The sequence below is a fragment of the Flavobacterium sp. NRK F10 genome (assembly GCF_024054235.1).
Taxonomy (GTDB): domain Bacteria; phylum Bacteroidota; class Bacteroidia; order Flavobacteriales; family Flavobacteriaceae; genus Flavobacterium; species Flavobacterium sediminis.
The window spans coordinates 1,524,784-1,538,501 of sequence record NZ_JAMXLC010000001.1 but is presented as its reverse complement, the minus strand read 5'-3'; the positions used below and the strand labels follow the sequence as shown (position 1 = coordinate 1,538,501).

Genomic DNA, 13,718 nt, shown 5'->3' with positions numbered 1-13,718 from the left:
TTTAGTTATTCCTTTTAAAAGCTATCTTTGTACATATTGTTTCAAAATGAAAAGAGCTCTAATTACAGGTATCAACGGTCAGGACGGTTCCTATCTGGCTGAATTTTTACTAGAAAAAGGTTATGATGTTCACGGAATTATAAGAAGAAGTTCCACCTTTAATACAGAAAGAATAGAACATCTTTACATCGAAAGTTTACTTCAGGATCTACATAAAGAAAAAAAGATAAAATTGCATTATGGTGATATGACGGATTCGACAAACCTGATCCGTTTGGTTCAACAGATCCAACCTGATGAAATTTATAATCTGGCAGCACAGTCACATGTAAAAGTTTCATTTGACATGCCTGAATACACTGCCGAAACAGATGCTGTAGGAACCTTACGATTGTTAGAAGCTATCAGGATTTGCGGTTTAACAGATAAGACCAGGATCTATCAGGCCTCTACTTCTGAACTATATGGAAAAGTACAGGAGATCCCGCAATCGGAAACAACTCCTTTTTACCCTCGTTCTCCTTATGGTGTGGCAAAACTATATGCTTTCTGGATCACTAAAAATTACAGAGAGTCTTACGGAATGTACGCTGTAAACGGTATTCTTTTTAACCACGAATCTGAACGAAGAGGAGAAACTTTCGTAACTCGAAAAATAACATTATCTGCTTCCAGAATAAAGCACGGAATACAGGAAAAACTATATTTAGGAAATTTAGATGCCAAAAGAGACTGGGGATATGCTAAAGATTATGTAGAATGTATGTGGCTAATGCTGCAACAAGACCAACCGGAAGATTTTGTGATCGCAACAGGGGTACAATATTCTGTACGTTACTTTTGCGAACTGGCTTTTAAAGAAGCCGGAATTACTATTGAATGGCAAGGGAAAGGTGAAAATGAGGTGGGAATCTGCAAAGCAACCGGAAAAGTCTTAATAGAAGTGGATCCGAACTATTACCGCCCTGCTGAAGTTGAAACCTTATTGGGTAATCCGCATAAAGCAAAAACACTATTAGGTTGGAATCCGAGTAAAACTTCTATTGAGGAGTTAGTGAAAATCATGATGAAACATGACTTAGAGTATGTAAAATTGCCTCGTGTATGCTAAAAGATTCTAAAATATTTGTTGCCGGTTCTAACGGTATGGTAGGTTCAGCCATTGTCAGAAATCTGGTTAAAAACGGTTTTAAAAATATTATCATCAGATCGTCTAAAGAACTTGATCTGCGCAATCAGCAAGCTGTTTTATCCTTTTTTGAAATTGAAAAACCGGAATATGTTTTTCTGGCTGCCGCTAAAGTAGGCGGTATACATGCTAATAATACTTATCCTGCAGCTTTTATCTATGACAACATGATGATCCAAAATAATGTGATCCATGCTGCTCATTTAACTCATGTTACTAAACTGCTTTTTTTAGGAAGTTCTTGTATTTACCCAAAATTTGCACCTCAGCCTATTAAGGAAGAATATCTTTTAACCGGAGCATTAGAGCCTACTAATGAAGCGTATGCCATTGCAAAGATTTCCGGTTTGAAAATGTGTGAATTCTATAAAAAACAATACGGCTGTAATTTTATTTCGGCTATGCCAACAAACCTTTACGGTATAAATGACAATTTCAACCTGCAAAACTCACATGTTTTACCGGCATTGCTGAGAAAATTCATTGAGGCCAAACAAAATAACCAACATGAAGTTGTTGTTTGGGGTTCCGGAACTCCGATGCGTGAATTCTTGTTTGTAGATGATTTGGCTGAAGCCTGTGTATTCTTAATGCAGAGCTACAATGAGACCGAGACGGTAAATGTAGGAACCGGTGAAGATGTTACCATTAAAGAATTAGCAGAAACCATTAAAGATATTGTAGGATTTGAAGGCGAATTGGTTTTTGATTCTTCAAAACCTGACGGTACACCAAGAAAACTTTTAGATGTTTCTAAAATAAACCATTTGGGGTGGAAACATAAAACTTCTTTGAAAGAAGGCATTGAGAAAACCTTACAGTGGGTAGAAGAGCAACATTTCGAAATGTTCCGCTAAAATCACAATCGGATTCCGATAGTTGCTTCAATTGCTTCTGCTCTTCCTCCGTGTGTTTTTAATCCGACTCCGGTAAAACAATTTTTGTATACATAATATTTTAATCCGACCCTTTGGTAGATGTCTATTTCGTAATCAAAGGGTTTGTAGACGTAATAACCAAATTGCGTTTCAACCGATACTTTGTTGATAAACAATTCATGTCCTACAAATAAACCGATTCGCTTGTAATCGGTATCCGGATCGGCATAATCTTTATGATCTTGCGGAAAGGCAATGGAAACAAACTTAATATAATCTCTTAAATATCTGGAAAAGAATATATCCGTTCCTAATTGTAAGGCGCTTTTTCTTCCTATTCTCTTATCGGCATATAGCCCGATGTGATAAAACTGGCGTTGTCCTAAACGCGGAACAGGACCTTCTGAACGTCCGGTTCTAAAAGCAATATTGTATTTAATTCGTTCTCTGAAAGAAGAATTAGGCGGCAAACTGTCTTTTATAAAAGGCTTTTCTTCATCAAAGTTATAGTTCAGACCCACATTAAGAGCAAAGGTGTTAATTCCGCTATTAGGTGCTTTAAAACGACCGTTAGAAAAGTGTGTAAGCATCAATCCGACTTGGATTCCGACTTTATCGAACAAATTTTGTTTCTGATATTGCAGTAAAAAATAGTTGTTGTCTAATATTTTTGTCCCGAAAGCATTATTCTTATTATTGGTCTCCTTATCATAAGGATTTGAGGTCATTCCTATTCCTTGGGAAATACGTAACATTAAATGCCTTTTTAAAAAGTAAAAATTATAATGCACCCCAATGGCATGATTAACGCCTAAACTTTTATTCTTAAAATCAATATACTGATAAGAGAGCCCGTAGTCAGGATAATTATAAACTTGCTGCCATTCCTTTTTTCCGTGTGTCTTCCAGTTGAACCCGACAAAGACTCCGTCAGGATGCCCGGAAATGAGATGTCCGACATAATCGGCATGTTTGATAATATTTCCCCTGAAAATCTGTGCATCAATGTATGTCGCATTTTTTTCTTTTTCCTGAGAAAAAGAAAAAGCAACGGTTAATAAAAGCAAGTAAAGGGGACTGATTTTTCTCATGAATAATTTTGCAGACAATTTGTTAAGCTTTCTTTCCAGTCTTTAATGGTGATACCGAACGTAGTCTTTATTTTAGATTTATCAAGTACACTATAAGCCGGACGTTTTGCCGGAGTAGGATAGGCTGCTGTAGGAATCGGTTTTAAATCGATTGTACTATTTTTTTGCCGGAAAATTTCTTTAGCAAATTCGTACCAAGAACATTGCCCTTCGTTGCTAAAATTATAGATTCCATATATATCGGGTATTGAGTTTCGGGTAATAGGTGAAAGGATAATTTCAATCAATACTTTTGCTAAATCCACTGCATACGTCGGTGTTCCGATTTGGTCATTTACAACAGAAAGTGAATCTCTTTCAGAAGCCAATCGCAACATAGTCTTCATAAAATTATTCCCGAATTCAGAATACACCCAAGATGTTCTTACGATTATATGTTTTTTCCAGGTTGCCTGAATTGCCTGTTCGCCCTGTAATTTTGTTAAGCCATACATTCCGCTTGGAAAAGGTACATCGCTTTCCTGAAGTCCTAACTTACTTTTTAAAGGTAAACGCAATTCTCTATCATAGAAAGCCGTTCCATCAGCATAATAGGCATCAAAAACAAAATCGGTAGAAACATGGATTAATACGGTATTATGCTCTTTACAAGCATCGGCTAAATTCTGAGCTCCGTTCGCATTACTATCAAAAGCTTTTTCTGGTTCGCTTTCTGCTTTGTCAACTGCTGTATAAGCTGCTGTATTGATACAAAAATCAGGTTTTTTTTCTGCAAAAACGGTTTTACAGTTTTCCGGATCGGTTATGTCTAATTCTGACGAATTACAAAACACAAAATCGATTGAAGGGTATTTCCCTGCAACCGATCGTATAGCTTGTCCTAATTGTCCGTTAGCTCCCGTTACTAAAACTACCATACTTTTTTTGCATTTTCGAGTTTCGGTAATACTTTGTCTTTTTCGGAAATAATCAGTTCTTCTTCCGAAAAATTCCAATTAACATTGATCGTTGGATCGTTAAAAATAACTCCGCCTTCACTTTCTTTGTTGTAAAAATTATCACATTTGTAAAAGAAAGTAGCGGTTTCGCTTAGGACTAAAAATCCATGAGCAAATCCTCTCGGAACAAAAAATTGTCTTTGGTTTTCTCCGGAAAGTAATACCGATTCATATTGTCCGTAAGTAGGGGAATCCGGTCTGATATCTACTGCGACATCTAGTACTTCTCCTTGTAAAACACGAACTAATTTAGCCTGAGCATGCTCTCCGGTTTGGTAATGAAGGCCTCGTAAAACGCCTTTGGACGAAAAAGACTGATTGTCTTGTACAAAATTTACATGTTGCCCTACTCCTTCCTGAAAAGTCTTTTCGTTAAAACTTTCCATAAAATAGCCTCTCTCGTCTTTAATTATTTTAGGTTCAAGGATAAAACATCCTTTTAGTTTGGTTTCAATAAATTTCATTCTCAATTTTAATAATGTCTTCATATTTCAAACTGAATTCTCTTTGTTTGAAATATGAAGCTTTAAAATTTATAATAAGCTCATCAAATGTTTTCCGTAACCGCTTTTTAACAACGGTTCTGCTAATTTCTTTAATTGTTCTGCATCAATATAGCCCATAGTATATGCTGCTTCTTCAATGGCACCTATCTTTAACCCCTGACGTTCTTCAATAACTTGTACAAATTGACCTGCCTGCATTAATGATTTGAATGTTCCGGTATCGAGCCAAGCTGTTCCTCTGTCTAAAATAGATACCTGTAGTTTTCTTTTTTCTAAATATGCTTTATTGACATCAGTAATTTCTAATTCACCACGAGGGCTGGGCTTTATATTGGCTGCTATCTCTAATACTTCATTGTCATAAAAATAGATTCCCGGAACAGCATAATTAGACTTAGGCTGCTCAGGTTTTTCTTCAATTGAAAGTACTTTTCCTTTTTTATCAAATTCAACTACTCCGTATCGTTCCGGATCATGAACGTGGTAAGCATAAACTATTCCTCCTTCAGGATCATTATTAGCTTGTAACAGTTCAGCTAAGCCGGTTCCGTAAAAAATATTATCACCTAATATCAATGCCACTTTATCATCTCCTACAAATTCTTTACCTATGATAAATGCTTCGGCTAAACCATTAGGTTGATCCTGTACAGCATATTCAAAACGACAGCCTAAATGACTACCGTCTCCCAATAGCTTTTGAAACAAGGGTAAATCGTGCGGTGTTGAAATAATTAATATCTCACGAATTCCTGCCCACATCAACGTTGATAATGGGTAATAAATCATTGGTTTATCGTAGATAGGCATCAATTGTTTACTCACTGCTAACGTTAACGGGTGTAAACGTGTTCCTGATCCTCCTGCTAATATTATTCCTTTCATTTTTATGTTTTACAGTTGGAAAAAATATAGCCAACTAAAATTTTTAATTTAAAAACTTATTCAAATACCACGCTACGGTTTTAACAATACCGCTCTCAAAATTCTCATCTGCTTTCCACCCTAATTCATTTTCTATTTTGGTAGCATCTATGGCATAGCGCATATCGTGTCCAGGACGATCTGTTACAAAAGTAATTTGCTCTTTGTAACTTCCTTCTTCCTTGGGTTTTTTCTCATCTAAAATAGAACACACCTTATCCACAATATACAGGTTATTTCTTTCGTTTCTCCCTCCTATATTGTAGGTTTCTCCGGATTGTCCTTTTTTAAAAGCCAATTCAATTCCTTTACAATGGTCTAATACATATAACCAATCGCGTACGTTTTTACCATCACCATAGATCGGAATGTTCTCTCCTTGTAAAGCTTTACGAATAATTGTCGGAATCAATTTTTCATCATGCTGCTTCGGTCCGTAATTATTAGAACAGTTTGTTGTTACCACATTCATCCCGTAGGTATGGAAATAACTACGAACTATCATATCTGAACCGGCTTTAGATGCCGAATACGGACTGTTAGGCGCGTACGCTGTAGTTTCATGAAACAGACCGGTTTCTCCTAGAGTTCCGTAAACCTCATCTGTTGAAACGTGATGAAAACGGGCTTCTTTAAATTCAGCTTTGTATTGATTGGGCTTTTCCATCCAAAGACTTCTGGCAGAATCTAACAAATTGAAAGTTCCTAAAACATTGGTCTTAATAAAGGCTTCCGGTCCGGAAATGGAATTGTCGACATGACTTTCAGCAGCAAAATGGATCACATCGTGGAATTGATATTTTTGGAACAACTGCTGAATAAATTCTCTATCACAAATATCTCCTTTTACAAAGGTGTATCTCGGATGGTCTTCTACTTCTTTAACATTTTCTAAATTTCCGGCATACGTTAAGGCATCAAGGTTTACTAAATGGTACTCTTCGTTATTTTCTATAAAGTAAGGAACAAAGTTAGAACCGATAAATCCGGCTCCTCCTGTTACAAGTATTGTTTTCATCTAATTCAAATTTCTTTTTGCAAGCTGGTATTTGTAAAAACTCTTCAAAACTGCCAAAATCAGAAAAACAAAAATAAATAAAACCGGTAACAACAGTTTCATTTTCCCGTTTAATCCTCTTGTATCTTTACTATTTAAAGCAGTACTGATCTCTTTTATTATTTTATCATTATTTAATATATTCATTTTGATCGTTCCCTGCTCAGCAATCAAATTATTCTTTGTTCCGATAATTTCACCCAACTGGTTGTTATCGCTATAATAAACTAATTTGTCGCTCTTAGAACCACCTGAAACAGTATTGGAAAATTCATTTATTAAATTGTCGATCTGCTTAATAATGCTGTCATTAGCAGCAAGTTTTTCTTTTTGATTTTCAATATATTGCTCTTTAATAGCCTCAAAATACGTTGAACTGTTAAGATAATTCATCAATGGTTTAACTATTTCATCTTCATTTGTATTCTCTCCTGTTGAGAAAGTTATCAGATGAAACGGAAAGTTCTTACTGGTCACTTGGTCAACCGTAATTTCTTTGATATCGCCGTCCTCAGCCATTAACTTGATCAGATCGAAATTTTGTGGTTTTCCGTCAACGAACTTATAAATATCATTTATCGGTTCGATCTCAATTCCATAGAAATTTTTCAGATTTTTGAACCCTAAATCATTAAAAAAAACAGTGTCGTTTTCTTTATTCTTAGAGTCCAGTAATGCTACTTTAGCATACAAATAATCAACACTTCCGTAATTTGGTGAAACAATTATTTCATGTATATATGATTTATTCGTCTTATCCATAAAATAACCTGCAATTACTCCTGTAACCAATAAAACACCTAAATAGATACTATTTCTTTTCAAAAAAAGTATACCGTCAAATAGTTTATCAACTAACAATTGGAATATACCTCCAATTTTTTGGAAAGCCTGCCCTAAATCAATTTCTTGGTCTTGAGAATTTGTACTCATCTTTTTAGTTACTATTAAAAATTTGCTCTAATATTTTGATTGTAATTAAATATGTTGGCTTAACTCCTGTAGTTCCCAATCCTCCGGATGCAAGAGTACTTCCTGTTTCCAAAGGATTATCGGAAGCATAATAAGCATAGCGCACTTTTACATTAGGATTGATACTTTTTCTGATCTTTGAGGCCGATTGAATTGCTTTTTGATAATAGGCTCCTTCCATTTCTAATCCTATTGCCTGCCAAGTGGATTCATGGAAGAATTTCAATAAATCTTTATTTTGAAGAGATGTTCCTAAAACAGTAATCATAGTTCCGGTAAAAACTGGGGTGCCGTTTCCGTCAAACATTTCTGCCGTCAATTCATTTTCAAAAGGATAATTATCAGCCGTACCTTCATTAACATGAGCACAAGGGATCATGATGTCTCCTTTTCCTCCTTGTAAAATTCCGGCCTTACCCATAATTGAAACAGATTCTACTCCTAAGAAAATCTTATTTTTCTTATCTGCTTTGTATGGTTTTAATAATTCGTCAATCGTTTCAAAAGCCTGCTCTCCGAAAGCATAATCCATGACAATCAGAACTGGTTCTTTTCCTTTCTCTAATTTAGCTGTCGGAAAAATAGTTTTCTTGAAATCAATCTTTGCCGTATCAAAAACCTGCACATCAATATTCGTTCCTGAAGTATCCGGAAGAAAGGTCATTCCTTGTTTTAATGCATATTCTTCCACTTTACTTCTCAGATCGTCACTTCCCGACTTACTAAGATCTTCAAATATTTGAAAATCAGTAGATTCTTTGTATTTTTTACCTAAAACCGGTTCTGCAAATACTGAATTCATTACACTGTGCATATTTGCACTAATGATATGGATCGGTCTTTCGATTAATTCATTATCCGTCAAAACCTTTTTTATAGCATTAGCCCAGATCTCACCATAAATATGATGTCCTAAACGCTCTCTTAATATAGGGCTAAACGTAATGGTACGTTTATTATTATCAACCACTTCTTCAATGGCTAATTTTCCTAACCAATAAATAACGTGCAAAAATCGATCCGGTTGTTCTGCAATAGCAAACTTGTCATAAATATCCTGAACTTCGGCAAAAGTTCTTCCCAGAACATTTGCAGCATGAGAAACTGCTACTTCTTTTGCTTCCAGTGACAATTCCATATTTTGCTTCACAACCTGTTCCAGTTTTTCCCAATCGCGGGATACTTTTCCTTCGTCATCAATTAAAACACGATCTTTAATTTTATGAGACTCTATGAAAATAAATGTCAAATGGGTCAGAATATCATAAATATCCGAACGTCCTCTGGTTATTTCAACATTCATTTGTTCTTCGTCGATACGATAACAGTTACGTCTTCTCTTAGGAGGAACAATTGCTCTGAAATGTGAATGTGAATACCCTTCATCTGAAGTTAAGTTAATATAACGGCATTGTTCAATTCCTATCGGAAGGCGTTCAATAACATAAAGTAAGCCGTTTAATTCCACTTTTTCTTCTGCAATGGAACCATAGATCTCAGGTCGTAATTGCAATAAAGCTTCTCTTAAAGTATCTCCTGAAACACCCATTGGTTTATAAAATCCTCTGTTAAATAAATGTCTCATGGTAATGTACAGTCTCTCAATAGCTGCTGAGGACTCTTGCGCTCTTGAGCGCGAAATGTTTTTAATGTCTTTCATTAATTTATTTTTTCTTTCTAACCTACAAATGTAGTGTTTTTTTATTTTCTTTTGTTAGGCTTAGTTTAACTTAAGGTATAAAAAAAGAGAGCATTTCATAAAAACACTCTCTTTTTTAATCTCTAAAAATTTCGCACAAATCAATACATGATTTTCTTTGTGATCTCTTTTCCGTTTTCTAAAGTAATCTGAACAATTAAAAGAGTGTTATTCTTCATTACAGTTGTCAACTCAATAGCTGTTGAGGAAGCATTAGTAACTTGTGCTAAGCTTCTTCCTAAAACATCAAAGACATCAACCGTTGAAATCATTTCTTTACTCGAATGGATTGTTAATCCGCTATCAGTATTTACCCAAACATTAGATGCTGTCAATTCATCTTTCTCATTCGAAAGATAGGTTGTGTATCGCAATGTAAATCTGTTATCCGTAACTCCAGTAGTTGTAGTGAAACTGTAAGGTGCATTTTTCAGATCGTGAATAATTCCGAAAGCGGCATCTTCTAAATAAATACTTTGGTTAACATCTGCAAATAGCCCTTCTACTGCACCGATCGCTATTGTATAATTGCCATCCTGAGGAACTCTTAATCCTAAAGGCACTACATCTGTAGTTAAGAAAGGAAGTCCTTTTCCTTGGATAACCATTTTTTGATCGTTTATTAATGAATAAAAATTGTATTCTTTTTTATTATCCGTCGGAGCATCATACAATCTGTCTATTCCGTTTTGAGCTCCGTTAACATATCCTATCAATGTTCGGGTCACCTCTCCGGAATTAGTGGAAACCAGATCTAGCCAAATACTATTCCCTGAACCGTTAACTGCTGTTGGCTGTGCATTTCTAAAGAATTGATCGTTCAAATACGTTTTGTTTCTCATTCCGTTAGTGAACGTTACGTTCTCAGTTGTTGATATGCTTGAGTCACTCATTTTCACAAAGAAACTTTGTCCTGAAGCAATATTTCCGTTGAAAGTTGCCGGTCCGGATGATGCTCCTAAAGCATTATAGGTAATATAGTCATTTACAGAATAATTATACGCATAAGAACCATAGAACGGATTTGCTATTGAACTGTTAGGATTTGTTCCATGTGTCCAGATGTTAATGAATCCATCAATATTTGTATTTGCTGTTAAAAAATCGATAGCACTAATTGCACTTGGGTAAGGGTTTCCGATTAAATTCCAGTTATCGTCTGCATTTGTAGCTAAAGTACCTGACGCTCCGGTGTTATAATCTGCTCCTGTATAAGTACCTCTCTCGATCGGGATTGCTATAGTTCCGTTATTAGGTACTCCCACAAAATTAGCGGTAAAAGTTTGCAGAGTAGTATCAAAATTATCTGGACCTCTTACAATATATCCTTTTCCGAGAGTCATAGTTTCATTTCCATTTGTCCAAGATCCGTAACCGTTTACATGTGTAGCAACCGTAGGAATCCATTTCCAGATACTATTACCCGGTGTATTAACAGAAATAGCTCCTGTACTGAAATCAGCTACCGGTGTTGACCAATACACATAATCTAATTTTCGAATGGAAACATCTCTTTTTACCGTTATTATTCCTGAATTAGCAACGTCTTGTTTCTGAATTAAACTGGCATTATTTTCAATGGTCAGTGACGATGAAGAATCAACAGTTACTTTGCCTGTTACAATCAGAGAGTTACCTGTATTAAACACGACATCAGCTCCGCCTATAACCGTAACTGTACATGCTTCGATATCTGAAGATGAGGAATAATTACCACTAAAGGTTACTGCAGTCAATTTTGTAGGCACTCCGTTAGACCAAGCTGTTCCGTCCCAGGTTGTCATTAAATCACCACATACTGTTCCTGTTGCAGGACCTACAGCATAACCTCCTCTTAATTTAGAAGAAAAAGCTGCACTAAAAACGACATTTGTTCCAAATGAGCCAATCGTTACCGGTATCTCTTCAATAGTATAGTTTTCAAAATTAGTACCATTTACTACACTAATCGGATTATCAACAACTTTAATAATTTTCAATTCTGAACGTAGTTTACCTGTTGCTGTTTCCCAAGCCGCAACTTCAGCTTCTGTAAAATAGAAACTAACGGTATAATTAGAAAGTGACGTATCGTTTGCAACATCAATAAAATATGTTTTTGACAGAATATAATTTTGTGTGGCTGTATCAACAAATGGCACTGTTGGTGCTCCTACAGAGGTTTGACTTTGGTCAACCTCAACAGAAACACATCCATAGTCAAAAACAATCCCATTGTCTATTTCCGTCATTATTTTATTTGTTGCTGTGTCAGAAGCATATACCTGACCGGAAGTAGGAATAGTTGCTTCATAACGCGTTGCATTATTCACTTCCGTTTGAACTTCCGTTTGGATCTCCGTTTCTAATAACAAAGTATCTAATAATAAAAGTCCGACCGTTGTATTATTGTTAGTATGTCTGAAAACTAAATATCCTGTTTGTCCGGCTAAAGCCGTCATATCAATACTGTGTAAAGTAGAAGCACCATTAGCAACTGTTGTCGCTCCTAACAATTGTGTTCCGGCAAGGATTGTTGGTTCGCTACTAGCATCCGTAGTAAAATATACGGTATAATTACCGGCATTAGCACCATATGCAGCCATAATAAAGGACAATGTTGCCGAATTTACACCCGATGGTATACTGATCTGCGGACTGATGAAATAATTATTCGGAGAGGCATTTCCTGTTCCTCCCAAATAGCTCAATCGTTTTTCTGAAAAAGCACAACGTCCGGTTATTGTATTAGGAGCGGTACCCATTCCGTCTGCTCCGTTCACTATTCCCCAGTTGTTTCCGTCTCCATCCTGATCTATTACTGTCCAACCAGTCACATCTTCAAAATCTTCTTCTAAAATAGTTATTGTCTGTAAAGGATTTGGTGCAAAATCGTCGTTATACAAAGTAATATTCATTGTTGACGAACCTGAATTTACCAAAGCATCTCCTCCGTTTGCATTAACACTCAGCTCTACTTGAATAGTCTCGTCTACCTCCACTAAACCATCATTATAAACTCTAAGGGTTAAAAACTGATCAGCTGTTGTTCCGGCAGGGAAAGTAACAGAAGTATTTAGTATTGAATAATCTAAATTCTGAGTAGCAGTTCCGCCAGTAACTGTAAAAGTAACATCGGCATTTGCAGTAGCAGCCTTAGCAATAGTTACCGGAAAATCATAATCAGAATAATTACAATTTGTTCCTTCGTTAATAGAACCGGTCGGTTCCCCAAACTTAATATACGGAGCCGGAGCCTGACAAGCTGTTGAAGCTACTAAAGTAGCTCTTCTGGTAGCAACTGAAAGAACGGTTACCATCCTGTCTTTCTGATCTTGAGTAAAAATGTTCATACAAGTATCGTCTGTATAATCCATGTAGTTCTCAATCATATCATTTCCGGCATTTGTAGGACATGAATCGGTACCTGCCGGACAACCAAAATTTGCTGCTCCTGCTACCGGAGTATCAGCACAAAAATCATCTACCGTACAATTACCATCTCCCCATATATGGCGTAAGCCTAACCAATGGCCTACCTCATGCGTTGTCGTTCTTCCTTTATCGTATGGCGCAGCATAAACTCCAGCCGGATAAATATCTGATGAACCGAACGCATTATATCCCATTATTACACCATCAGTTGTTGCTGCACCTCCATTAGCTGCCAGTCCGGTTAATCCTGAATTACTAGGGAACTGTGCATATCCTAAAACACCGTTCAAATCTCCGGTAAATCGGGCTGTCCACATATTCAGATAATTATCCGGATCCCAAATAGTATTTGGCTTAAGGGTTCCTTCAACACCTGCCTGATCCCAAGCTGCAGTTCCTAAATCAACTCTGTCAATTCCGTCAGTAGGATTTCCGTTAGGGTCTGTCTGAGCCATACAAAATTCGATCTCAACATCTACCCCTGCTCCATAGCCCGGAGTTCCAAGCATTTTTCTGTAATCTTCATTCAATACCTGAATTTGAGACAGTACTTGTTCGTCGGTAATATTTTCACCTGTTCCGTAAGCATCACCGTTATGAATAACATGGACAACTACAGGAATACTATACACTGCCTGTATATTTCTACCCGCAGCTCTATCAGCTTTTATCTGTGCGATTTTAGGTTCCAGCCAAGATTCAAACTCCTGAGTTGTTGATCTGTTATGAAATTTATTTCGTAAGTAAATTTCGTATTCATCCGTATGGCAACGAATGTGCCCACTTGGTGTTAAATTTTGACCAAATGTAACGGGACGATTATTAATTGCTTTTGTTGTGTCGGTTAAACTTAATGGTCTCTGGTTTTGCCCTGTTAAAAAAGAAAAAAATAACAGGCCAGATACAATCAAAAATCTTTTCATAATTATTCGGAGCTTTAAAAAATCGTCCCAAATTATGATGTTTTAAGTTAAAAATCCAAATATTTTT

At 36.2% G+C, this 13,718-nt stretch carries 10 protein-coding genes; 2 read left to right on the top strand and 8 right to left on the bottom strand.

Annotation, left to right across the window (positions count from 1 at the left end; translation table 11 throughout):
* Positions 1-46 precede the first annotated feature (46 nt).
* Positions 47-1,111 (top strand): GDP-mannose 4,6-dehydratase, encoded by a 1,065-nt coding sequence (gene gmd, locus NHF50_RS06980; protein ID WP_252775487.1) that lies wholly within the window; start codon positions 47-49, stop codon positions 1,109-1,111.
* On the top strand, positions 1,105-2,046 hold the full coding sequence (locus NHF50_RS06975) for a GDP-L-fucose synthase (protein WP_252775486.1): 942 nt from the start codon (positions 1,105-1,107) through the stop codon (positions 2,044-2,046). Before gmd ends, NHF50_RS06975 begins: the two co-directional genes overlap by 7 nt.
* Before the next feature lie 2 nt (positions 2,047-2,048).
* Here NHF50_RS06975 and NHF50_RS06970 read toward each other — a convergent pair whose 3' ends face one another.
* The 8 genes from NHF50_RS06970 to NHF50_RS06935 form a co-directional block, all read right to left on the bottom strand.
* Positions 2,049-3,158 carry an acyloxyacyl hydrolase gene (locus tag NHF50_RS06970; protein WP_252775485.1) on the bottom strand — a complete coding sequence of 370 codons (1,110 nt, stop codon included), beginning with the start codon at positions 3,156-3,158 and terminating at the stop codon, positions 2,049-2,051.
* Positions 3,155-4,075 (bottom strand): dTDP-4-dehydrorhamnose reductase, encoded by a 921-nt coding sequence (rfbD, locus tag NHF50_RS06965; RefSeq protein WP_252775484.1) that lies wholly within the window; start codon positions 4,073-4,075, stop codon positions 3,155-3,157. Before rfbD ends, NHF50_RS06970 begins: the two co-directional genes overlap by 4 nt.
* Complete coding sequence (gene rfbC, locus NHF50_RS06960) at positions 4,069-4,620, bottom strand: dTDP-4-dehydrorhamnose 3,5-epimerase (protein WP_109569026.1); 552 nt, start codon at positions 4,618-4,620, stop codon at positions 4,069-4,071. The genes rfbD and rfbC overlap by 7 nt, the downstream gene beginning before the upstream one ends.
* Before the next feature lie 69 nt (positions 4,621-4,689).
* Positions 4,690-5,547: a glucose-1-phosphate thymidylyltransferase RfbA gene (gene rfbA / locus NHF50_RS06955; RefSeq protein WP_109569025.1), complete on the bottom strand. Its 858-nt coding sequence runs from the start codon at positions 5,545-5,547 to the stop codon at positions 4,690-4,692.
* 43 nt (positions 5,548-5,590) lie between these two features.
* Positions 5,591-6,604, bottom strand: coding sequence for a dTDP-glucose 4,6-dehydratase (gene rfbB / locus NHF50_RS06950; RefSeq protein WP_109569024.1), 1,014 nt, complete (start codon positions 6,602-6,604; stop codon positions 5,591-5,593).
* Positions 6,605-7,576 carry a hypothetical protein gene (locus tag NHF50_RS06945; protein WP_109569023.1) on the bottom strand — a complete coding sequence of 324 codons (972 nt, stop codon included), beginning with the start codon at positions 7,574-7,576 and terminating at the stop codon, positions 6,605-6,607.
* A gap of 4 nt (positions 7,577-7,580) precedes the next feature.
* The gene (locus NHF50_RS06940) at positions 7,581-9,275 is read right to left on the bottom strand and encodes a hypothetical protein (RefSeq protein WP_252775483.1); all 1,695 of its coding nucleotides are present in this window, start codon (positions 9,273-9,275) and stop codon (positions 7,581-7,583) included.
* A gap of 140 nt (positions 9,276-9,415) precedes the next feature.
* Positions 9,416-13,651, bottom strand: coding sequence for a choice-of-anchor J domain-containing protein (locus NHF50_RS06935; protein ID WP_252775482.1), 4,236 nt, complete (start codon positions 13,649-13,651; stop codon positions 9,416-9,418).
* Positions 13,652-13,718: the final 67 nt, after the last annotated feature.